Origin of the sequence: Microbispora sp. NPDC046933, from assembly GCF_040644635.1 — a bacterium.
Taxonomy (GTDB): Bacteria; Actinomycetota; Actinomycetes; order Streptosporangiales; family Streptosporangiaceae; genus Microbispora.
Window position 1 is genome coordinate 13,978 of the sequence record NZ_JBEYWW010000013.1, and the last position, 20,332, is coordinate 34,309.

The 20,332-nt window shown below is 67.8% G+C and carries 34 protein-coding genes; all 34 read right to left on the reverse strand.

The features are described 5' to 3' along the window. Window positions 1-47: 47 nt before the first annotated feature. The 34 genes from truA to tuf all read right to left on the reverse strand — a co-directional run bounded on the left by truA (window position 48) and on the right by tuf (window position 20,250). On the reverse strand, window positions 48-938 hold the full coding sequence (truA, locus tag ABZ857_RS18830; protein WP_357044521.1) for a tRNA pseudouridine(38-40) synthase TruA: 891 nt from the start codon (window positions 936-938) through the stop codon (window positions 48-50). A 94-nt stretch (window positions 939-1,032) separates the two neighbouring features. Next, a complete protein-coding gene (gene rplQ, locus ABZ857_RS18835; RefSeq protein ID WP_357044522.1) occupies window positions 1,033-1,572 on the reverse strand; it encodes a 50S ribosomal protein L17 in 540 nt (179 codons plus the stop codon). Window positions 1,573-1,711: 139 nt separating this feature from the next. Continuing rightward, entirely contained in the window at window positions 1,712-2,728 is a 1,017-nt protein-coding gene (locus ABZ857_RS18840) for a DNA-directed RNA polymerase subunit alpha (RefSeq protein ID WP_030508347.1), read from the reverse strand. 155 nt (window positions 2,729-2,883) lie between these two features. Then, window positions 2,884-3,510, reverse strand: coding sequence for a 30S ribosomal protein S4 (gene rpsD / locus ABZ857_RS18845; protein ID WP_142563118.1), 627 nt, complete (start codon window positions 3,508-3,510; stop codon window positions 2,884-2,886). A gap of 20 nt (window positions 3,511-3,530) precedes the next feature. Next, window positions 3,531-3,935, reverse strand: a complete 405-nt coding sequence (gene rpsK / locus ABZ857_RS18850) for a 30S ribosomal protein S11 (RefSeq protein WP_020542285.1) — start codon at window positions 3,933-3,935, stop codon at window positions 3,531-3,533. Between the two features lie 36 nt (window positions 3,936-3,971). Continuing rightward, window positions 3,972-4,352 carry a 30S ribosomal protein S13 gene (gene rpsM / locus ABZ857_RS18855; RefSeq protein ID WP_193206986.1) on the reverse strand — a complete coding sequence of 127 codons (381 nt, stop codon included), beginning with the start codon at window positions 4,350-4,352 and terminating at the stop codon, window positions 3,972-3,974. A 222-nt stretch (window positions 4,353-4,574) separates the two neighbouring features. Next, the gene (gene rpmJ / locus ABZ857_RS18860) at window positions 4,575-4,688 is read right to left on the reverse strand and encodes a 50S ribosomal protein L36 (RefSeq protein ID WP_003956441.1); all 114 of its coding nucleotides are present in this window, start codon (window positions 4,686-4,688) and stop codon (window positions 4,575-4,577) included. Window positions 4,689-4,734: 46 nt separating this feature from the next. Further along, window positions 4,735-4,956 carry a translation initiation factor IF-1 gene (infA, locus tag ABZ857_RS18865; protein WP_030508344.1) on the reverse strand — a complete coding sequence of 74 codons (222 nt, stop codon included), beginning with the start codon at window positions 4,954-4,956 and terminating at the stop codon, window positions 4,735-4,737. 495 nt (window positions 4,957-5,451) lie between these two features. Further along, the gene (locus tag ABZ857_RS18870) at window positions 5,452-5,901 is read right to left on the reverse strand and encodes a DUF1707 domain-containing protein (protein ID WP_357044525.1); all 450 of its coding nucleotides are present in this window, start codon (window positions 5,899-5,901) and stop codon (window positions 5,452-5,454) included. A 68-nt stretch (window positions 5,902-5,969) separates the two neighbouring features. Then, window positions 5,970-6,797 carry a type I methionyl aminopeptidase gene (map, locus tag ABZ857_RS18875; protein ID WP_357044527.1) on the reverse strand — a complete coding sequence of 276 codons (828 nt, stop codon included), beginning with the start codon at window positions 6,795-6,797 and terminating at the stop codon, window positions 5,970-5,972. Between the two features lie 86 nt (window positions 6,798-6,883). Next, on the reverse strand, window positions 6,884-7,537 hold the full coding sequence (locus tag ABZ857_RS18880; protein ID WP_079319854.1) for an adenylate kinase: 654 nt from the start codon (window positions 7,535-7,537) through the stop codon (window positions 6,884-6,886). Continuing rightward, window positions 7,537-8,844, reverse strand: coding sequence for a preprotein translocase subunit SecY (secY, locus tag ABZ857_RS18885; RefSeq protein WP_357044530.1), 1,308 nt, complete (start codon window positions 8,842-8,844; stop codon window positions 7,537-7,539). Before secY ends, ABZ857_RS18880 begins: the two co-directional genes overlap by 1 nt. Before the next feature lie 181 nt (window positions 8,845-9,025). Then, on the reverse strand, window positions 9,026-9,481 hold the full coding sequence (gene rplO / locus ABZ857_RS18890) for a 50S ribosomal protein L15 (RefSeq protein WP_357044532.1): 456 nt from the start codon (window positions 9,479-9,481) through the stop codon (window positions 9,026-9,028). A 2-nt stretch (window positions 9,482-9,483) separates the two neighbouring features. Next, window positions 9,484-9,666 carry a 50S ribosomal protein L30 gene (rpmD, locus tag ABZ857_RS18895; RefSeq protein WP_079319858.1) on the reverse strand — a complete coding sequence of 61 codons (183 nt, stop codon included), beginning with the start codon at window positions 9,664-9,666 and terminating at the stop codon, window positions 9,484-9,486. A gap of 2 nt (window positions 9,667-9,668) precedes the next feature. Then, window positions 9,669-10,301, reverse strand: coding sequence for a 30S ribosomal protein S5 (gene rpsE / locus ABZ857_RS18900; RefSeq protein WP_079319859.1), 633 nt, complete (start codon window positions 10,299-10,301; stop codon window positions 9,669-9,671). Between the two features lie 64 nt (window positions 10,302-10,365). Next, window positions 10,366-10,749, reverse strand: a complete 384-nt coding sequence (gene rplR, locus ABZ857_RS18905; protein ID WP_079319860.1) for a 50S ribosomal protein L18 — start codon at window positions 10,747-10,749, stop codon at window positions 10,366-10,368. A 2-nt stretch (window positions 10,750-10,751) separates the two neighbouring features. Beyond that, window positions 10,752-11,294, reverse strand: a complete 543-nt coding sequence (rplF, locus tag ABZ857_RS18910; RefSeq protein WP_079319861.1) for a 50S ribosomal protein L6 — start codon at window positions 11,292-11,294, stop codon at window positions 10,752-10,754. Between the two features lie 18 nt (window positions 11,295-11,312). Further along, window positions 11,313-11,711 carry a 30S ribosomal protein S8 gene (gene rpsH, locus ABZ857_RS18915; RefSeq protein WP_357044533.1) on the reverse strand — a complete coding sequence of 133 codons (399 nt, stop codon included), beginning with the start codon at window positions 11,709-11,711 and terminating at the stop codon, window positions 11,313-11,315. A 112-nt stretch (window positions 11,712-11,823) separates the two neighbouring features. Continuing rightward, window positions 11,824-12,009, reverse strand: coding sequence for a type Z 30S ribosomal protein S14 (locus ABZ857_RS18920; RefSeq protein WP_030451489.1), 186 nt, complete (start codon window positions 12,007-12,009; stop codon window positions 11,824-11,826). A 2-nt stretch (window positions 12,010-12,011) separates the two neighbouring features. Then, window positions 12,012-12,581, reverse strand: a complete 570-nt coding sequence (gene rplE, locus ABZ857_RS18925) for a 50S ribosomal protein L5 (protein ID WP_204014549.1) — start codon at window positions 12,579-12,581, stop codon at window positions 12,012-12,014. Further along, window positions 12,581-12,880: a 50S ribosomal protein L24 gene (rplX, locus tag ABZ857_RS18930; protein ID WP_204050016.1), complete on the reverse strand. Its 300-nt coding sequence runs from the start codon at window positions 12,878-12,880 to the stop codon at window positions 12,581-12,583. Before rplX ends, rplE begins: the two co-directional genes overlap by 1 nt. Before the next feature lie 8 nt (window positions 12,881-12,888). Next, the gene (gene rplN, locus ABZ857_RS18935; protein ID WP_030508330.1) at window positions 12,889-13,257 is read right to left on the reverse strand and encodes a 50S ribosomal protein L14; all 369 of its coding nucleotides are present in this window, start codon (window positions 13,255-13,257) and stop codon (window positions 12,889-12,891) included. A gap of 188 nt (window positions 13,258-13,445) precedes the next feature. Then, complete coding sequence (rpsQ, locus tag ABZ857_RS18940; protein ID WP_357044535.1) at window positions 13,446-13,745, reverse strand: 30S ribosomal protein S17; 300 nt, start codon at window positions 13,743-13,745, stop codon at window positions 13,446-13,448. Further along, on the reverse strand, window positions 13,738-13,974 hold the full coding sequence (gene rpmC, locus ABZ857_RS18945; protein ID WP_079319874.1) for a 50S ribosomal protein L29: 237 nt from the start codon (window positions 13,972-13,974) through the stop codon (window positions 13,738-13,740). The genes rpsQ and rpmC overlap by 8 nt, the downstream gene beginning before the upstream one ends. Next, window positions 13,974-14,393, reverse strand: a complete 420-nt coding sequence (gene rplP, locus ABZ857_RS18950) for a 50S ribosomal protein L16 (protein WP_030508327.1) — start codon at window positions 14,391-14,393, stop codon at window positions 13,974-13,976. Before rplP ends, rpmC begins: the two co-directional genes overlap by 1 nt. Window positions 14,394-14,395: 2 nt before the next feature. Beyond that, window positions 14,396-15,241, reverse strand: a complete 846-nt coding sequence (gene rpsC, locus ABZ857_RS18955; RefSeq protein ID WP_079319863.1) for a 30S ribosomal protein S3 — start codon at window positions 15,239-15,241, stop codon at window positions 14,396-14,398. Then, window positions 15,241-15,594, reverse strand: a complete 354-nt coding sequence (gene rplV, locus ABZ857_RS18960) for a 50S ribosomal protein L22 (protein ID WP_079319864.1) — start codon at window positions 15,592-15,594, stop codon at window positions 15,241-15,243. The genes rpsC and rplV overlap by 1 nt, the downstream gene beginning before the upstream one ends. Before the next feature lie 33 nt (window positions 15,595-15,627). Continuing rightward, window positions 15,628-15,906, reverse strand: coding sequence for a 30S ribosomal protein S19 (rpsS, locus tag ABZ857_RS18965; RefSeq protein ID WP_182898488.1), 279 nt, complete (start codon window positions 15,904-15,906; stop codon window positions 15,628-15,630). An 11-nt stretch (window positions 15,907-15,917) separates the two neighbouring features. Beyond that, window positions 15,918-16,754, reverse strand: a complete 837-nt coding sequence (gene rplB / locus ABZ857_RS18970; RefSeq protein ID WP_357044538.1) for a 50S ribosomal protein L2 — start codon at window positions 16,752-16,754, stop codon at window positions 15,918-15,920. Between the two features lie 129 nt (window positions 16,755-16,883). After that, window positions 16,884-17,186 carry a 50S ribosomal protein L23 gene (gene rplW / locus ABZ857_RS18975; protein WP_076432505.1) on the reverse strand — a complete coding sequence of 101 codons (303 nt, stop codon included), beginning with the start codon at window positions 17,184-17,186 and terminating at the stop codon, window positions 16,884-16,886. After that, window positions 17,186-17,836, reverse strand: coding sequence for a 50S ribosomal protein L4 (gene rplD / locus ABZ857_RS18980; RefSeq protein WP_357044540.1), 651 nt, complete (start codon window positions 17,834-17,836; stop codon window positions 17,186-17,188). The genes rplW and rplD overlap by 1 nt, the downstream gene beginning before the upstream one ends. Continuing rightward, window positions 17,833-18,489 carry a 50S ribosomal protein L3 gene (gene rplC, locus ABZ857_RS18985; RefSeq protein WP_357044543.1) on the reverse strand — a complete coding sequence of 219 codons (657 nt, stop codon included), beginning with the start codon at window positions 18,487-18,489 and terminating at the stop codon, window positions 17,833-17,835. Before rplC ends, rplD begins: the two co-directional genes overlap by 4 nt. A gap of 13 nt (window positions 18,490-18,502) precedes the next feature. Beyond that, the gene (gene rpsJ / locus ABZ857_RS18990) at window positions 18,503-18,811 is read right to left on the reverse strand and encodes a 30S ribosomal protein S10 (protein WP_012887830.1); all 309 of its coding nucleotides are present in this window, start codon (window positions 18,809-18,811) and stop codon (window positions 18,503-18,505) included. Between the two features lie 245 nt (window positions 18,812-19,056). Continuing rightward, the gene (gene tuf, locus ABZ857_RS18995; RefSeq protein ID WP_079319869.1) at window positions 19,057-20,250 is read right to left on the reverse strand and encodes an elongation factor Tu; all 1,194 of its coding nucleotides are present in this window, start codon (window positions 20,248-20,250) and stop codon (window positions 19,057-19,059) included. Window positions 20,251-20,332 lie beyond the last annotated feature (82 nt).

Below are 20,332 nucleotides of genomic sequence, written 5' to 3' on the forward strand. Positions count from 1 at the left end.
CGTGGCCGGTGTCAGGGGCGTGGCCGGTGTCAGGGGCGTGGCCGGTGTCAGGGGCTCAGTGTGCGCACCCGGCGGGTGGCGGCGGCCCGCCGCGCCAGTTCCTCCGGCTCGGGGTAGCGCACCTCCTCGAGCGTGAGACCGTGCGCGGGCGCGACGTGCACACCCGAGTCGCGTACGGCTCTCGCCAGCACCTCGGCGGGCCACTCGACGGGCCGCCTGCCCTCCCCCACGGTCAGCAGCGAGCCGACCAGCGCCCGGACCATCGAGTGGCAGAAGGCGTCGGCGACCACGGTCGCGAGGAGGATCCCGTCCTCGCCCCTGACCCAGTCGAGCCGCTGCAGCTCGCGGATCGTGGTGGCGCCCTCGCGCCTGCGGCAGAAGGCGGCGAAGTCGTGCTCGCCCAGCAGCCGGGCGGCCGCCGCGTTCAGCAGGTCCACGTCCAGCGGCCGGGCGTACCACAGCACCTCGCGCCGCCGCAGCGGGTCCACGCCCCCGGGGGCGTCGCCGACGCGGTAGCCGTACCGGCGCGACAGCGCGGAGAACCGGGCGTCGAAGCCCTCGGGCGCCACGCTGACGGCGTGCACCCGCACGTCGGGGGGCAGCACACCGGCCAGCCGCCTCGTCAGCGCAGCGAGCCACTCAGCGCCGCGCTCCTCCCACGCCTCTTCCGGGTCCGCCGGGACGGGGGCGCGCCCGGACGAGGCGGCGGCCAGCGCGGCGAGCGGGAGGTCGACGTGCGCCACCTGCCCCCTCGCATGGACGCCGGCGTCGGTGCGTCCCGCTACGGTGAGCGACGGCGGGGCGTCCAGGCGCAGGATCCTGCCCAGCGCGTCCTCGATCTCCCCCTGCACGGTCCGTCGCCCCGGCTGGCGCGCCCACCCCGAGAAGTCCGTGCCGTCGTAGCCCAGGTCCAGCCTCAGCCGCAGTTCTCGCTCCACGCCATCCCTCGTACGGTGCCTCGTAGGGTGCACAAACGAAGAGCGGGCCCAGCGTCCCCGGAAGGGAAACTGGGCCCGCTCACAAAGCCTGGGATCAGGCCTCGTCCTTCTTGTCACCCTCGACCGGCTGGGCGGCGGCCTCGGGGGCCTCCGCCGTCTCGGCGGCGGTGCCCTCGGCGGCCTCGTCCTGCGCGGCCGGCGTCTCCTCGACCTCGGCCGGAGCGGCCTCGGCGGCGGGCGCGGCCGGAGCGGTGCGGGAGACCCTGACCGGGTTCAGCTGCTCGGTGACCAGCTCGATGACCGCCATCGGAGCGGCGTCGCCCTTGCGCGGGCCGAGCTTGGTGATCCGGGTGTAGCCACCGGGACGCTCGGCGTACGTCGGGGCGATCTCGGTGAAGAGGTGGTGGACGACGCCCTTGTCGCGGACGACCGTCAGCACCTGGCGACGGTTGTGGATGTCGCCCTTCTTCGCCTTGGTGATCAGCTTCTCCGCGAGCGGGCGGAGACGCCTGGCCTTGGCCTCGGTGGTGGTGATCCGGCCGTTCTGGAACAGCGAGGTGGCGAGGTTCGCCAGGATCAGCCGCTCGTGGGCCGGGCTGCCGCCGAGGCGGGCGCCCTTGGTGGGCTTGGGCATGTCATGCTCCTCATGGATAACCCGCTCCGGCCGTGTCAGGTACCGGGGTCGGGCCGACCGGCGTACCGGTCGTGACTTGTCATCGCCGTCTCATGCCGCCCTCGACGGGCGGCACGAGACGGTGTGATGCGGGTGCCGCTCAGTACTGCTCGGTCTCGATGAACCCGCCGTCCTCGTCGTCGTACCCGCCACCGGCGACGGCGGAGGGGTCGAACCCGGGCGGGGAGTCCTTGAGAGCCAGGCCCATCTCGTGCAGCTTCTGCTTGACCTCTTCGATCGACTTGGCGCCGAAGTTGCGGATGTCCAGCAGGTCCTGCTCGCTGCGGGCGACGAGCTCACCCACGGTGTGGATGCCCTCGCGCTTGAGGCAGTTGTACGAACGGACGGTGAGGTTGAGCTCCTCGATCGGCAGCGCCAGGTCGGCCGCGAGAGCCGCGTCCGTCGGCGACGGGCCGATGTCGATGCCCTCGGCCTCGACGTTGAGCTCACGGGCCAGGCCGAACAGCTCGACCAGGGTCTTGCCGGCCGAGGCCACCGCGTCGCGGGGCTTCATGGACGGCTTGGTCTCGACGTCGAGGATCAGGCGGTCGAAGTCCGTGCGCTGCTCGACACGGGTGGCCTCGACCTTGTAGGTGACCTTGAGGACCGGGGAGTAGATCGAGTCGATCGGAATCCGGCCGATCTCCTGGCCCGGCTGCTTGTTCTGGGCGGCGGAGACGTAGCCGCGGCCGCGCTCGACGGTCAGCTCCATCTCCAGCTTCGCCTTGCCGTTCAGCGTGGCGATGTGCAGGTCGGGGTTGTGCACCTCCACACCGGCCGGAGGCGCGATGTCGGCGGCGGTGACCTCACCCGGGCCCTGCTTGCGCAGGTACATCACCACGGGCTCGTCGTGCTCGGACGAGACGACCAGCGACTTGAGGTTCAGGATGATGTCGGTGACGTCTTCCTTGACCCCGGGCACGGTCGAGAACTCGTGCAGCACGCCCTCGATGCGGATGCTGGTGACCGCCGCCCCCGGGATGGAGGACAGCAGCGTGCGCCGCAGCGAGTTGCCGATGGTGTAGCCGAAGCCCGGCTCGAGCGGCTCGATGATGAACCTGGACCGGTGCTCCTCGAGCGACTCCTCCTGGAGGCTCGGGCGCTGTGCGATGAGCATCAGGATCTCCTGGATCCGGGACGGCCCCGCCACGGTCGACGAGGGGTCCCTGGGTTACGGCGACGCCCGCTATTTGACGCCGCTCGCCTACAACCATGATGCCGTACGGCCGGGAGTGTACCGGCCGTACGGCGTCATGAAGTGCCGGGGCCCTACTACTTGGAGTAGAGCTCGACGATCAGCTGCTCCTGGACCAGCGTGTCGATCTGCTGGCGGACCGGGAGCTGGTGCACGAGGATGCGCATGTTCTCGGCGGAGACGCCCAGCCACGCCGGGACGGTCTTGTCGCCGGCGGTCGCGCGGGCCACCTCGTACGGAAGCAGGTTGCGCGACTTCTCGCGGACCTCGATGATGTCGTGCTCGCGCACGCGGTACGACGGGATGTCGACCTTCTTGCCGTTCACGAGGAAGTGGCCGTGGCGCACCTGCTGGCGGGCCGCGTCACGCGACTCGGCGAAGCCGGCGCGGTAGACCACGTTGTCGAGACGGCTCTCCAGGATCTGGAGGAGGTTCTCACCCGTCTTGCCGGCCTTGCGGTTGGCTTCCTCGTAGTAGTTGTGGAACTGCTTCTCGAGGACGCCGTAGATGCGGCGGGTCTTCTGCTTCTCACGGAGCTGGAGCTGGTACTCCGACTCCTTCGGACGGCCGCGGCCGTGCTCACCCGGCGGGTACGGGCGGATCTCGATGGGGCACTTGGCGGACTCGCACTTCTTGCCCTTGAGGAAGAGCTTGGTCTTCTCACGGCGGCAGAGCTTGCAGTCCGGACCCGTGTAACGAGCCATTTCTCTCTACTCTCCTGAGCTCAGACGCGACGGCGCTTGGGCGGACGGCAGCCGTTGTGCGGGACCGGGGTCACGTCCTGGATGGACCCGACCTCGAGGCCGGTCGCCTGCAGCGAACGGATCGCGGTCTCACGGCCGGAACCGGGGCCCTTGACGAAGACGTCGACCTTGCGCATGCCGTGCTCCATGGCGCGGCGGGCGGCGTTCTCGGCAGCCATCTGCGCGGCGAACGGGGTGGACTTACGGGAGCCCTTGAACCCGACGTGGCCGGCGCTGGCCCAGGAGATCACGTTCCCGTTCGGGTCGGTGATCGAAACGATCGTGTTGTTGAACGTGCTCTTGATGTGGGCGTGCCCGTGAGCGACGTTCTTCTTTTCCTTGCGGCGCACCTTCTTCGGTGCGCCCTGGCGGCTCTTCGGCGGCATTGAAGCGCTAACTCCTGGAAATGTGGCTGCTAAGGACTACTTCTTGCCCGGCTTCTTCTTGCCGGCGACGGTCTTCTTCTTGCCCTTGCGGGTGCGCGCGTTCGTCTGCGTCCGCTGACCGTGGACAGGCAGCCCCTTGCGGTGCCGGATGCCCTGGTAGCAGCCGATCTCGATCTTGCGTCGGATGTCGGCCTGGATCTCGCGGCGGAGGTCACCCTCGATCTTGTAGTTCGCCTCGATGTAGTCACGCATCGGGACGAGCTCGGCGTCAGTCAGCTGGTGGACGCGCAGGTCGGGGCTGATGCCGGTCGCCTCAAGGATCTCCTGGGCGCGGGTGCGGCCGATTCCGAAAATGTAGGTGAGAGCGATCTCCAGCCGCTTGTCGCGGGGGAGGTCGACGCCAACCAGGCGGGCCATGGTCGGGCATTCTCCTTAGATGTGGCGGAGGTCTTGCGCCGCACTTCCCCTCCCATGCCCGGGCGAGGGCCCCGGCCTCCGACCGGGGGTCTCCCGCGTGGTACGGCTTTCGCCGCCTGCGCGGGTGTGAGACGCGATTTCGTTGTTCCGGCCCTCACGCGGGTCGAGCCCGCGCGTGACGGACTCAGCAGGGGCCTGGTGGCGACGTACCGAGAGCTGGGCTCAGCCCTGGCGCTGCTTGTGGCGCAGGTTGTCGCAGATCACCATGACGCGACCGTGCCGGCGAATCACCTTGCACTTGTCGCAGATCTTCTTGACGCTCGGCTTGACCTTCATAGTCCTTATTCGTTCCGCATACGGCCCGTCCCGCTGGCGGGGGGACCTACTTGTACCGGTAGACGATCCGCCCACGACTCAGGTCGTAGGGGCTCAGCTCTACGACCACTCGGTCGTCGGGCAGGATCCTGATGTAGTGCATCCGCATCCGCCCGCTGATGTGGGCCAGGACCTTGTGACCGTTGTCGAGCTGCACCCGGAACATGGCGTTCGGGAGCGACTCAATAACAGTGCCCTCAATCTCGATGGCGCCGTCTTTCTTGGCCATGGCCCTCGCGTTTCACTGATCGGATCGTCTGAGGCTTCGGAACACTAAGCAGCCGCGACCTTCGGGCGCTTCCAGAGAGCGGCGACCAGCCAGGTCGCCTAGGCGCAAAAGGTCATAGTGAACCGACAAAGGAGTGTACGACAACCCGGGCCGAATTGCGAAACGACGGCAGGGGTCCCGACACAACCAGATCACAGAGTACCCCCGGCGGGGGCATCCGGCCAATTCGGCGCCGGCCCGTTCCTCGGGCCGATTCCGGGGGAAGCCGCCGCACCCGCCCGCCCGGCACCGCCGAAATGCCGGGACGGGTGGGTGCGGCCTGATCACCGCGGGGGCACGGCCCGGACGGGGGCCGTACGTCGCGACACCGGACATCTACCCTCGTGCGGCTCCCGCGACGGCGACCCTCCGGTAAAGAAGGGGCCGCTCACCCGCAAGGGCTTCGGCGGACCCGCCCGACAGGACACGCTCGCGGCCTGCGGCCGTGCGGGGCGGTCAGGTGTTGCGCCGGGACTGTCCGGCCGTTCCGGAGATAGTGTTGATGAAGAGGATGACGCCCCAGGGGCCCATGACCCACAAGGGCCACGGATAGACGAAGTGGCCCGAGCTGACGCCGACGATGAGCCAGATCATCCAGTTCACGGCGCTGGCGCCCGCCCAGGCGGTCCAGGCGGCCTTCAGGCCGGCCCGCGCCTTGTCGTCACGCCGGGCCGGACGAGGCCGCGGTGCGGACTCGGTGGAGGCGGGCAGCCGGTGCAGGTCGATCTCGGGCAGGTCGGAGGTGAGCCTGGCCAGTTCCCCGTACGTACGGCTCTGGTAGACCTGCTCCAGCCGCTCGTTGAACTCGTCGATGGTGAGCCTGCCCTCGGCCACGTGCTCGCGCAGTGCCGCGGCGACCCGGTCCCGGTCGCCGTCCGAGGCCCGCATCTCAGGCGCTGCCGCCATCACCGTCTCCAGGCTGTTCGAGCGATACGACCATTATGGTGCACGTTCCGCCGGGGCGGGCGTGGCCGTCAGACGGTCTCTCCCGCCTGCGCGCCGGCGCCGGGGAAGCGGGAGGCTCCGCCGTCGAGCGCGGTGAGAACCAGGGGGCCGTTCTCCGTCACCGCGACGCTGTGCTCGAAGTGGGCGGAGGCCCGGCCGTCGAGCGTCACGACCGTCCAGTCGTCGGTCAGCACCTTCGTGCGGTCGGTGCCGAGGTTCACCATCGGCTCGACCGCGAAGCACATGCCCACCTCGAAGCGGGGGCCGCGCCCCGGCCTGCCGTGGTTGGCCACCCAGGGGTCCATGTGCATCTCGGTGCCGATGCCGTGCCCGCCGTACTCCTGGGGGATGCCGTAGCGGCCCTGAGAGCGCACGTACTGCTCGACCTGGTGGCCGATGTCGGACAGGTGCCCGCCGACCCGCAGGGCGGCGATGCCCCGCCACATGGCCTCCTCGGTCACCCGCATCAGCTCGGTCAGCGCGGGGTCGACCTCGCCGATCCCCACGGTGATCGCCGAGTCGCCGTGCCACCCGTCGAGGATCGCCCCGCAGTCGATCGAGATGATGTCGCCCTCGCGGAGCTTGCGGCGGTCGGTGGGGATGCCGTGAACGACCTCGTCGTTCACCGAGGCGCAGATCGTGGCGGGGAAGCCCTGGTAGCCCTTGAACGACGGGATCGCGCCCTCGCCGCGGATCGCCTCCTCGGCGATGGCGTCGAGGTCGAGCGGCGTCATCCCGGGCCGCACCGACGTCCGGAGCAGTTCCAGCGTCCGGGCGACGACCAGGCCGGCCGCACGCATCTTCTCCAGTTGCTCGGCGCTCTTGATCTGAATTCCGTGCCGGTTCTTCTTGAACACGTATCGCACCCCCTCCCGGAATTGTCCCATATAAGCCTGAACGCCACCCCATGAAGTGGAGTGGCGTTCCCGGCCGCGGTAATGATTCAGTCGGCGAACCGCCGCAGGGCCGACATCGCCCGCTGGGTGATCTCCTCGACCGGCCCGGTCGCGTCGACCCCCTGCAGGATCCCCTCGTCGGCGTAGAACGAGATCAGCGGCGCCGTCTGCTCCTGGTAGACCTCCAGGCGGCGCCTGATCGTCTCCTCGCGGTCGTCGTCCCGCTGGAAGAGCTCCCCGCCGCAGGCGTCGCAGACGCCCTCCACGGCGGGCGGGTCGAACACGACATGCCACACCTTGCCGCAGGATCGGCACGTACGGCGGCCCGCCAGGCGGCGTACGACCTCGTCGTCCTCGACGACCAGGTTGAGGACCACGTCGAGCGCCGTACCGAACTCGGCCAGCATCTTCTTGAGGACCTCGGCCTGGGGCACGTTGCGGGGGAAGCCGTCCAGGAGGAAGCCCTCCTGCGCGTCGTCCTCCGACAGCCGGTCCCGGACCATGGCCACGGTCACCTCGTCGGGAACGAGGTCGCCGCGGTCCATGTACTCCTTGGCGAGCTTGCCGAGCTCCGTGCCGCCGGAGACGTTGGCACGGAAGATGTCACCTGTCGAGATTTTCGGGATCGACAGGTGCGAAGCGATGAACTGGGCCTGCGTCCCCTTACCCGCTCCGGGGGGCCCTACCAGGACGACGCGCACTATCTCAGGAAGCCCTCGTAGTTGCGCTGCTGAAGCTGGCTCTCGATCTGCTTGACCGTGTCCAGACCAACACCAACCATGATCAGAATGCTGGTCCCTCCGAACGGGAAGTTCTGGCTCGCTCCGGCCACCGCCAGCGCGATGATCGGGATGAGCGAGATCACACCCAGATACGGAGCGCCTGCGGCCGTGAGCCTGTTGAGCACGTAGCTCAGGTACTCAGCGGTCGGCCGGCCCGGGCGGATGCCCGGGATGAACCCACCGTACTTCTTCATGTTGTCAGCCACTTCAGGGGGGTTGAAAGTGATGGACACGTAGAAGTAGGTGAAGAAGACGATCAGCAGGAAGAACGTGGCCATGTAGATCGGGTGGTCGCCCCTGATCATGTTCTGCGCCAGCCACTCGACCACCGCGTTGGGCTTCTGGCTGTTGCCGAACAGCGTGACCAGCAGCTGCGGCAGGTACAGCAGCGACGAGGCGAAGATGACCGGGATGATGCCGGCCTGGTTCACCTTGAGCGGGATGTAGGTCGAGGTGCCGCCGTACATCCGGCGGCCGACCATCCGCTTGGCGTACTGCACCGGGATGCGGCGCTGCGCCTGCTCGATGAACACGACGACGCCGATCATCACGACGCCGACGATCATCACGACGACGAACTTGAACGGGCTCTGCCGGTAGATGTTCACGAGCTCCGACGGGAACACCGCGATGACCTGGGTGAAGATCAGGATCGACATGCCGTTGCCGACGCCGCGGTCGGTCACCAGCTCGCCCAGCCACATGATCACTGCGGTGCCGGCGGTCATCGTGATGACCATGGTGACCAGCGGGAAGATGTCCTGGCTGAGCAGGATCTCCTTGTTGCAGTTCTGGAAGAGCTGCCCGGTGCGGGCCAGTGCGACGAACGCGGTCGACTGCAGCACCGCCAGCCCGATGGTCAGATAACGGGTGTACTGCGTGATCTTCGCCGTGCCCGCCTGGCCCTCCTTCTTGAGGGCTTCCAGCCGGGGGATCACCACCGTCAACAGCTGCAGGATGATGCTCGCGGTGATGTACGGCATGATGCCGAGCGCGAACACTGAAAGTTTCAACAAGGCGCCGCCGCTGAAGAGCTGCACCATCCCGTAGATGTTGGCAGCGTCTCCCGCCTGGGCCTCCTCCAGACACAGGGCCACGTTCCGGGCGTTGACGCCCGGAGTGGGAAGCACCGAGCCGAGCCGGAACAGCACGATGATGCCCAGTGTGAAGAGCAGCTTCTTGCGCAGGTCCGGCGTCCGGAACGCCCGGGTAATCGCGGTCAGCACGGTCCCTCCTGCGCGCCAGTGACGCGGTAACGGTCGGCGATGGCCCGCAAGGCGTCCATCGACATGTCTTCCTGCCAGAGTGCTTGGTCGGACACGGGTGGAGCCCCGTGCCAGGCGAACTCTAACGCACTACGGGCGCGGAGGCTCATAACGAACCTCCGCGCCTCGTGCAGCGTCATGCCTACAGCTCGGAAACCGAGCCACCGGCCGCGGCGATCTTCTCCTTCGCACTGGCGGAGAAGGCGTGCGCCTGCACGTTCAGCGCCACGGAGATCTCGCCGGTGCCCAGCACCTTCACGGGCTGGTTCTTGCGGACCGCACCCTTGGCCACCAGGTCGTCGAGCGTGACGTCGCCGCCCTGGGGGAACAGCTCCCCGAGCCTGTCCAGGTTGATGACCTGGTAGGTCGTCTTGAACAGGGCGTTGGAGAAGCCCTTCAGCTTCGGCAGCCGCCGCTGGAGCGGGACCTGGCCACCTTCGAAGCCCGGCATCACAGCAGTACGGGCCCTCGTGCCCTTGGTGCCACGGCCGGCCGTCTTGCCCTTGGAGCCCTCGCCGCGCCCCTTGCGGGTCTTGGCCTTGTTGGCGCCGGGGGCCGGACGGAGGTCGTGGATCTTGAGCGGAGCGTTCTCGGTCATGACTAGTCGACCTCCTCAACCTCGACGAGGTGCGACACCTTGGCGACCATGCCCCGGATCTCCGGGCGGTCCTCCTTGACGACGACGTCGCCGATTCGCTTCAGACCCAGCGAGCGCAGCGAGTCACGCTGGTTCTGCTGACCACCGATCTTGGACCGGGTCTGGGTGATCTTCAGACGAGCCATCGCTAGCTCACCGCCTTCGCGGCCGCCGCCGCCTCGGCCAGGCCCTCGGCGCGAGCCTTCAGCATCGCCTTGGGAGCGACGTCCTCGATCGGCAGGCCACGACGGGCGGCGATCTCCTCGGGCCGGCTGAGACCCTTCAGAGCGGCCACGGTGGCGTGCACGATGTTGATCGGATTGTCGGAGCCGAGCGACTTGGACAGCACGTCGTGGATCCCGGCGCACTCCAGGACCGCGCGAACCGGGCCACCCGCGATGACACCCGTACCGGGCGAGGCCGGACGCAGGAGGACGACGCCGGCGGCGTCCTCGCCCTGCACCGGGTGCGGGATGGTGCCCTGGATGCGCGGGACCTTGAAGAAGTGCTTCTTGGCCTCCTCGACACCCTTGGCGATCGCCGCGGGCACCTCCTTGGCCTTGCCGTAGCCGACCCCGACGAGACCGTTGCCGTCGCCGACGATGACCAGCGCGGTGAAGCTGAAGCGCCGACCGCCCTGGACGACCTTGGCCACTCGGTTGATCTTTACGACGCGCTCGATGTACGAGACGCCCTTGTCTGCGGCGCCACCGCGGCGGTCCTCACGACGGTCACGCCGCTCGCCACCGCCGCCGGCACCGCGACGCGGAGCTGCAGCCATCAGTGGTTCCTCTTCTCGTTGCTCTTGGGACGGGTCGTCGGTCGCGACCCACGGACCGGAGCCATCAGAACTCCAGCCCGCCTTCACGGGCGCTGTCCGCGAGAGCGGCGATGCGCCCCGCGTAGCGGTTGCCACCGCGGTCGAACACGACAGCGGTGATCCCGGCGGTCTTGGCCCGCTGAGCGAGAAGCTCGCCGACCTTCTTCGCCTTCTCGGTCTTGTCACCCTCGGCGCCGCGCAGCGAGACGTCCATCGTGGACGCGCTCACCAGCGTGTGGCCCTGAGTGTCGTCGACGATCTGCACGAACAGGTGACGCGTGGACCGGTTGACGACCAGGCGCGGACGCTCGGCCGTGCCGAAGACGTTCTTGCGGACACGGCGGTGCCGGCGGGCCCGGGAGACCGTGCGGGCGGCCGTGTGCTTGCCGAACGCAGTCTTTCCAGCCATGCCTACTTACCAGCCTTTCCGACCTTGCGGCGGACAACCTCGCCCTGGTAGCGCACGCCCTTGCCCTTGTACGGGTCCGGCTTACGCAGCTTCCTGATGTTGGCGGCGACCTCGCCGACCCTCTGCTTGTCGATGCCGTCCACGTGGAACAGGGTCGGCTTCTCGACGCGGAAGCTGACGCCCTCGGGGGCCTTGACGATCACCGGGTGGCTGAAGCCCAGCGAGAACTCCAGCTCCGTCGGACCCTTGGCCTGGACGCGGTAACCGACGCCGACGATCTCGAGCGTCTTCGTGTAGCCCTGCGTGACGCCCGCCACCATGTTGGCGATGAGCGTGCGGGACAGGCCGTGCAGCGCACGAACCTTGTTCTCGTCGTTCGGGCGGGTGACGGCGATGGTGCCGTCCTCGCCACGCGAGACCTCGATGGGCTCGGCGACGGTGTGAGTGAGCGTGCCCTTGGGCCCCTTGACCTGGACTTCCCGGCCGTCGATCGTGATGTCGACACCCGCCGGTACGGGGATGGGCAGCCGTCCGATTCGCGACATGCTGAGTGCCTCCCCTCGTTACCAGACGTAGGCGAGGACTTCCCCGCCCACTCCACGCTTGGTCGCCTGCCGGTCCGTCATGAGGCCGCCGGACGTCGAGATGATCGCGACGCCCAGACCGCCCAGAACGCGGGGCAGGTTGTCCTTCTTTGCATAGACCCGCAGACCGGGCTTCGACACCCGGCGCAGGCCGGCGATGGCGCGCTCGCGGCTGGGGCCGAACTTCAGCTCCATCACGAGGTTCTTGCCAACCTTGGCGTCCTCGACGCTCCAGCCCTGGATGTAGCCCTCCTGCTGGAGGATCTCCGCGATGTGCGCCTTGATCTTGGAGTAAGGCATGCTCACGGTGTCGTGATAGGCCGAGTTCGCGTTCCGCAGACGCGTCAGCATGTCTGCGATCGGGTCGGTCATCGTCATGGCCGGTGGCCTTCCTCACCGCGGTTTCCCCGATGGGACCTTCGGTGTGGTCGTGGGCGCTGTGGTCAGCGCCCGGTTGATATGACTTCTGTACGGCTGGCCCGCGGAGGGCTTACCAGCTCGACTTGGTGATGCCGGGCAGCTCGCCCCGGTGCGCCATCTCGCGGAAGCACACGCGGCACAGCCCGAACTTGCGGTAGACAGCGCGGGGACGGCCGCAGCGGGAGCACCGAGTGTACGCCCGCACCTCGAACTTCTGCTTGCGCGCTGCCTTGACCTTCAGCGACGTCTTCGCCATGATCAGGCCTCCTTGAAGGGGAAACCGAGGAGCTTCAGCAGCGCCCGGCCCTGCTCGTCGTTCTTCGCGGTGGTCACGACCGTGATGTCCATGCCCCGCTGCCGGTCCACCTTGTCCTGGTCGACCTCGTGGAACATGACCTGCTCGGTGAGGCCGAAGGTGTAGTTGCCGTTGCCGTCGAACTGCTTCGGCGACAGACCGCGGAAGTCCCGGATACGCGGCAGCGCCAGGGACAGCAGGCGGTCGAGGAACTCCCACATGCGGTCGCCGCGCAGCGTCACGTGTGCGCCGATCGGCATGCCCTCACGCAGCTTGAACTGCGCGATGGACTTGCGGGCGCGGGCGACGGCCGGCTTCTGGCCGGTGATGGCGGTCAGGTCGCGCACGGCGCCCTCGATGAGCTTCGAGTCGCGGGCGGCCTCGCCGACACCCATGTTCACCTTGATCTTGGTGATCGTGGGCACCTGCATGATGTTCTCGATGCCGAACTCCTCGCGCAGCTTCGCGATGATCTCCTCGCGGTAGCGCTGCTTGAGGCGCGGAACAACTCGCTCTTCAGTGGTGGCGGTCATCAGCTGTCCTCACCCGTCGCCTCGGCCTCGCCCTTGTCGGCGGCCTTCTTCTCGGGCTTCTTCTCGTCATCCTTGAGCTTCTTGACGTTGCTCACGTGGATGGGAGCCTCCATGGTCTGCACGCCGCCTTCCTTGGCGCCGCGCGGGCCCTGGTTGGTGACCTTGGAGTGCTTCTTGATCATGTTGACGCCCTCGACCACCACGCGCTCGTCACGCGGGTAGGCGGCGATGATCCGGCCCTTGGCGCCCTTGTCCTTGCCGGCGATGACCTGGACGAGGTCGCCCTTCTTCACGTGCAGCTTCGGCATCACAGCACCTCCGGCGCGAGCGAGATGATGCGCATGAACTTCTTGTCGCGCAGTTCTCGGCCCACCGGGCCGAAGATGCGGGTGCCCCGCGGGTCTCCGCTGTCCTTGATGATGACCGCGGCGTTCTCGTCGAAGCGGATGTAGGAGCCGTCGGGGCGGCGGCGCTCCTTCACGGTGCGCACCACGACAGCCTTGACAACGTCGCCTTTCTTAACGCCTCCGCCGGGAATGGCGTCCTTCACCGTGCCCACGATGATGTCGCCGATTCCCGCGTAGCGCCGACCCGAGCCACCGAGCACGCGGATGCAAAGGATCTCCTTGGCACCCGTGTTGTCGGCGACCTTGAGCCGCGACTCCTGCTGGATCACGTCTACTCCTGTGTGTCGTGCCGGTTCTCACCCTCGCGGTGAGCCTGGCCGAACCTGATGTGGTCTTTTTCCCTCGGCGACAGCCGTACGACCGCCGCCGCGGGCGGACGGGACCGATTGCCGGCCCCGCCCCTTGGACGCCATCATGGGGGGCGGTCTCCCACCCCCCACGAGGCGCGTCTGTGGTGTTACTTGGCCTTCTCGAGGATCTCGACGACCCGCCACCGCTTGGTGGCCGACAGCGGCCGGGTCTCCATCAGGAGGACACGGTCGCCGACGCCGCAGGCGTTCTGCTCGTCGTGGGCCTTGTACTTGGTCGTACGGCGGATGACCTTGCCGTACAGCGGGTGCTTGACGCGGTCCTCGACGGCGACGACGACGGTCTTGTCCATCTTGTCGCTGACGACCAGGCCCTCACGGGTCTTGCGGTAGTTCCGCTGCGTCTCCGCGGCCGTCTCAGTGGTCGGGGTCTCGGTTGCTTCAGACATCGCTCGGCTCCTTCTCGACCGTGACGATTCCGAGCTCGCGCTCGCGCATCACGGTGTAGATGCGGGCGATCTCGCGGCGGACGGCGCGCAGCCGCCCGTGGCTCTCCAGCTGACCCGTCGCCGCCTGGAAGCGGAGGTTGAACAGCTCCTCCTTGGCTTCCTTCAGCTTCTGGACCAGCACCTCCTGGTCCTCGACACGCAGCTCCGCGGCGGTCAGACCCTTAGCCATCACGCCTCACCCACTTCACGCTTGACGAAACGGCACTTCATGGGGAGCTTGTGCATCGCACGCCGCATGGCCTCGCGGGCCACGGGCTCGGCGACACCGGACAGCTCGAACATGACACGGCCGGGCTTGACATTGGCGATCCACCACTCCGGAGAGCCCTTACCGGAACCCATGCGGGTCTCGGCCGGCTTCTTCGTCAGGGGGCGGTCCGGGAAGATGTTGATCCACACCTTGCCGCCACGGCGGATGTGCCGGGTCATGGCGATACGCGCGGCCTCGATCTGGCGGTTGGTCACGTAGGAGTGCTCAAGCGCCTGGATGCCGAACTCGCCGAAGACGACCCGGGTGCCGCCCTTGGCGGCGCCGCTGCGGTCGGGCCGGTGCTGCTTGCGGTGCTTGACCCTGCGCGGGATCAGCATGGTCAGCTCCCTTCAGCACCCGGCTGCTCCGCCGGGCCGGTCTCGGGGGCGGCCTGCGCGGCCGCCTCAGTCCTGGGTGCACGGTCGTTACGGCCCGCGCCGCCACGGCGGGGACGGTCGCCGCCACGACGCGGACGCTCGCCCGCGCCACCGCGACGGTCGTCACGCTCACGACGCTGGCCCGCGCGGGCGCCGGCCGCGGCCGCCTCCCGCTCGGAACGGCTGGTCGGGGCCTCGCCCTTGTAGATCCACACCTTCACGCCGATGCGGCCGAAGGTGGTGCGGGCCTCGTAGAAGCCGAAGTCCACGTCCGCACGGAGCGTGTGCAGGGGCACGCGGCCCTCGCGGTAGAACTCCGAGCGCGACATCTCGGCGCCGCCCAGGCGGCCGGAGCACTGGACACGGATGCCCTTGGCCCCGCTCTTCATGGCGGACTGCATGGCCTTACGCATGGCCCGGCGGAACGAGACGCGGCTGGACAGCTGCTCGGCCACGCCCTGCGCGACGAGCTGCGCGTCGATCTCGGGGTTCTTCACCTCGAGGATGTTCAGCTGGACCTGCTTCTTGGTCAGCTTCTCCAGGTCGCCGCGGATGCGGTCGGCCTCGGCGCCGCGGCGGCCGATGACGATGCCCGGCCGAGCGGTGTGGATGTCGACCTGGACGCGGTCGGTCGTGCGCTCGATCTCGACCTTGGAGATGCCGGCCCGCTCCATGCCCTTCTGCAGCATGCGACGGATCGCCACGTCCTCGGCGACGTACGACTTGTACAGCTTGTCGGCGTACCACCGGCTCTTGAAGTCGGTCGTGATGCCGAGGCGGAACCCGTGCGGGTTAACCTTCTGGCCCACTAGCGGGTCCTTCCCTTCGGCTCGCGGGACTCCACGATCACAGTGATGTGGCTGGTCCGCTTGTTGATCCGATAGGCACGACCCTGGGCACGCGGGCGGAAGCGCTTGAGCGTCGGGCCCTCGTCGACCCACGCCCGGCTCACGAAGAGCGTGTCCCGGTCGAGCTTGAAGTTGTGCTCAGCGTTCGCGATCGCGCTCGAGAGCACCTTGTAAACGGTCTCGCTCGCCGCCTGGGGAGCGAACTGCAGCACGGCCTGCGCCTCCGAAGCGGGCAGCCCGCGAATGAGGTCCACCACGCGGCGGGCCTTCCGGGGCGTGTGGCGCGCGTACCGCGCCTGTGCCCTGGCTTCCATCGCTTTCTCCTCTAACTGCTGGCTTGAAGGCGCTTACCGCCGGCTGCGGCGGTCTTCCTTGACGTGGCTGCGGAACGTCCGCGTCGGGGCGAACTCACCGAGCTTGTGACCGATCATCGAGTCGGTGATGAACACCGGGACGTGCTTGCGGCCGTCGTGCACGGCGATCGTGTGACCGATCATGTCGGGCACGATCATGGAGCGCCGCGACCACGTCTTGATGACGTTCTTGGTGCCCTTCTCGTTCTGGGCGTCCACCTTCTTCTGAAGGTGATCGTCCACGAAGGGACCCTTCTTAAGACTACGTGGCATTTCGGCTGCTCCTACCGCTTCTTCCTCTTGCTCCGACGACGGATGATCAGCCGGTCGCTGGGCTTGTTCGGCTGCCGGGTGCGGCCCTCGGGCTTGCCCTTCGGGTTCACCGGGTGACGACCACCGGAGGTCTTGCCCTCACCACCACCGTGCGGGTGGTCGACCGGGTTCATGGCGACACCGCGGACCGTGGGGCGCTTGCCCTTCCAGCGGTTGCGGCCGGCCTTGCCGATGCTGATGTTGGACTGCTCGGCGTTGCCCACCTGGCCCACCGAGGCCCGGCAGCGCACGTCGACCTGACGCATTTCTCCGGACGGCATACGCAGCGTGGCGTACATGCCCTCCTTGGCGAGCAGCTGGATCTGCGCGCCGGCGCTGCGGCCGAGCTTGGCGCCGCCACCGGGACGCAGCTCCACCGCGTGGATGAAGGTACCGGTCGGGATGTTGCGCAGCGGCAGGCAGTTGCCCGGCTTGATGTCGGCCGTGGGGCCGTTCTCGACCTGGTCCCCCTGCTTGAGGCCGACCGGGGCGAGGATGTAGCGCTTCTCGCCGTCGGCGTAGTGCAGCAGCGCGATGCGGGAGGTGCGGTTGGGGTCGTACTCGATGTGAGCGACCTTGGCCGGGATCCCGTCCTTGTCGTGGCGGCGGAAGTCGATGATCCGGTAGGCGCGCTTGTGCCCGCCTCCCTGGTGCCGGGCGGTCACCCGGCCGTGGACGTTACGGCCGCCCTTGCTGTGCAGGGGGGCAAGCAGCGACTTCTCCGGCGTGCTGCGCGTGATCTCGGCGAAGTCCGAGACGCTCGCGCCGCGACGACCCGGAGTCGTCGGCTTGTACTTACGGATGCCCATCTCTTTCGTTCATCCTTCGTCGGTTCGTACCGGTCGGGGTCCGCCTCTCGGCGGTCCCCCCGGTGCTTGACTACTGGGGCGAGTCCCTCGCTCGGTGGCGAGGGGCCCCTCTCCCCGCTGCGGCAGGTGCTAGCCGATCTGACCGAAGATGTCGATCCGCTCGCCCTCGGCCAGGCTCACGATCGCGCGCTTGGTGTCCGGGCGCTGGCCGTAGCCGTGCCGGGTCCGCTTGCGCTTGCCCTGGCGGTTGATCGTGTTCACGCCGGTCACCTTGACGCCGAAGATCTGCTCGACGGCGATCTTCACCTGCGTCTTGTTGGCACCCTTGCGCACCAGGAACGTGTACTTGTTGTGCTCATCGATCAGGCCGTAGCTCTTCTCGGAGACGATCGGCTTGAGGATGATGTCGCGCGGGTCGGCGATCTTCTGCATCAGGCCTCTTCCTTCCCGCTGTTCGCCAGCCGGGCCACGACCTGGTCGTAGGCCTCACGGGTGAAGACCACGTCGTCGTGGCACAGCACGTCGTAGGTGTTCAGCTGTCCCGCGTCCAGCAGGTGGACCTCGGGCGCGTTGCGCAGGCTGAGCCAGGTCAGCTCGTCGTTCTCGTCGACCACGACGAGCACGCTGCGGGCCTGCGTGATCTTGCGCAGCGCCTCGAGGGTGGCCTTGGTCTTGGGCGTGTCACCCGTGACCAGGCTGCTCACCACGTGGACGCGGCCGCCGCCGGCGCGGTCGGACAGCGCGCCCTTCAGGGCCGCCGCCTTCATCTTCTTGGGCGTCCGCTGCTCGTACGAGCGCGGCTGCGGGCCGTGGACGGTGCCACCGCCGGCGAACTGCGGAGCGCGGGTCGAACCCTGGCGGGCGCGGCCGGTGCCCTTCTGCCGGTACGGCTTCTTGCCGCCGCCGGAGACGTCACCGCGGGTCTTGGTGGCGTGGGTGCCCTGCCGGCGAGCGGCGAGCTGGGCGACGACCACCTGGTGGATCAGCGGGACGTTGACCTTGGTCCCGAAGACCTCCTCGGGGAGGTCGACGGTCCCCGTCTTGGCGCCGCTGGCGTCGAGGACGTCAATGGTCGTGGTCACTTCGCAGCAACCCCCTTCTTGGCAGCGGTGCGGAGGAGGACCAGGCTGCCGTTGGCGCCGGGGATCGCACCCTTGATCAGGATGAGGCCCTTCTCGGCGTCCACGGCGTGCACCTTGAGGCTCTGGACCGTCGTGCGGACGTTGCCCATCCGGCCGGCCATGCGCAGGCCCTTGAAGACGCGGCCCGGGGTGGCGCAGCCACCGATGGAGCCCGGGGAGCGGTGCTTGCGCTGGGTACCGTGCGAAGCGCCCAGACCACGGAAGTTGTGGCGCTTCATGACACCGGCGTAGCCCTTGCCCTTGCTCTTGCCCGTGACGTCGACGTACTGCCCGGCCTCGAAGGTGTCGGCGAGGAGCTCCTGGCCGACCGTGTACTCGGAGGCGTCGTCGGTGCGAACCTCGGCGAAGTAGCGGCGCGGGGTGATGTCGTGCTTGCGCAGGTAGTCGCCCAGGGGCTTGTTCACCTTGCGCGGGTCGATCTGCCCGTAGCCGAGCTGGACGGCGGAGTAGCCGTCCTTCTCCGGAGTGCGGACCCGGGTCACCACGCACGGACCGGCCTCGACGACGGTGACCGGGATCACCCGGTTCGCCTCATCGAAGACCTGGGTCATGCCGAGCTTCTTGCCCAGGACGCCCTTGATCTGCTTAGCCATGTCAGTGCGTTCCTTAGAGCTTGATCGAGATGTCCACGCCGGCGGGAAGGTCGAGACGCATGAGCGAGTCGACCGTCTTCGGCGTCGGGTCGATGATGTCAATCAGCCGCTTGTGCGTACGCATCTCAAAGTGCTCGCGGCTGTCCTTGTACTTGTGCGGCGACCGGATGACGCAGTACACGTTCTTCTCGGTCGGCAGCGGCACCGGGCCAGCGACCTTGGCGCCGGTCCGCGTCACCGTCTCGACGATCTTCTTGGCCGAGCTGTCGATGACCTCGTGGTCATACGCCTTAAGCCGGATGCGGATCTTCTGTCCCGCCATAATGGCCTCGGTGTCCTTCGCTGTCGTCCTATAAAGCATCGCGCGGCCTGTTGCCGCAGGTCTGTTTCCACGTGACCGACGCCCGGATTCCGTCCGGTGTTCCGTGATCTGGCAGTGGCTTCGGTCGAAGTGCGGCCGAAAGCACTGCGAGATCACGGTCTCGTCGTCCGTGGAGGACCGTCTCCGGCCCCTGCGCGGTGCGGCGGTCAGGCCCTTGCGGACCCGACCGCCGCCCAGCGGTGCTGCTACTTGATGACCTTCGTGACGCGACCGGCGCCGACGGTGCGGCCACCCTCGCGGATCGCGAACTTCAGGCCCTCTTCCATGGCGACCGGCTGGATGAGCTGGACGGTCATCTCGGTGTTGTCACCGGGCATGACCATCTCGGTGCCCTCCGGCAGGTTCACCACGCCCGTCACGTCAGTCGTACGGAAGTAGAACTGAGGACGGTAGTTGTTGAAGAACGGCGTGTGGCGGCCGCCCTCGTCCTTGGACAGGATGTAGACCTGCGCCTCGAACTCGGTGTGCGGGGTGGTCGTGCCCGGCTTGATGACACACTGACCGCGCTCGACCTCCTCGCGCTTGATGCCACGCAGGAGCAGACCGACGTTGTCACCGGCCTGGCCCTCGTCGAGGAGCTTGCGGAACATCTCGACGCCGGTGACGGTCGTCGTGGTGCTCTTCTCCTTGATGCCGATGATGTCGACGGTCTCGTTGACCTTGACGACACCGCGCTCGATACGGCCGGTGACGACGGTGCCGCGACCGGTGATCGAGAACACGTCCTCGATCGGCATGAGGAACGGCTTGTCGGTGTCACGAACCGGCTCGGGGACGTTCTCGTCCACGGCGTTCATGAGCTCGATGATCGAGTCGCCCCACTTCTCGTCGCCCTCGAGCGCCTTGAGCGCCGATACGCGCACGACCGGCAGGTCGTCGCCCGGGAACTCCTGGGCGGACAGCAGCTCGCGGACCTCGAGCTCGACGAGCTCCAGGATCTCCTCGTCGTCGACCATGTCGGCCTTGTTGAGGGCCACGACGATGTAGGGAACGCCGACCTGGCGGGCCAGGAGGACGTGCTCCTTCGTCTGCGGCATCGGGCCGTCGGTGGCGGCGACCACCAGGATCGCGCCGTCCATCTGGGCGGCACCGGTGATCATGTTCTTCACGTAGTCGGCGTGACCGGGGCAGTCCACGTGGGCGTAGTGGCGCTTCTCGGTCTGGTACTCGACGTGCGCGATGGAGATGGTGATTCCGCGAGCCTTCTCCTCGGGCGCCTTGTCGATCTTGTCGAACGGGGTCGCCTCGTTGAGCTGCGGGAAACGGTCGTGAAGCACCTTGGTGATCGCCGCGGTCAGAGTGGTCTTGCCGTGGTCGATGTGCCCAATGGTGCCGATGTTCACGTGCGGCTTGTTCCGCTCGAACTTGGCCTTGGCCACTGGTCTGTCTCCTTAGAGATTCTGACTTGACTTGCGTCTTCTAACTCAGGCTGTGCACGGCGGGAGCACGCCCCCGCCCCGC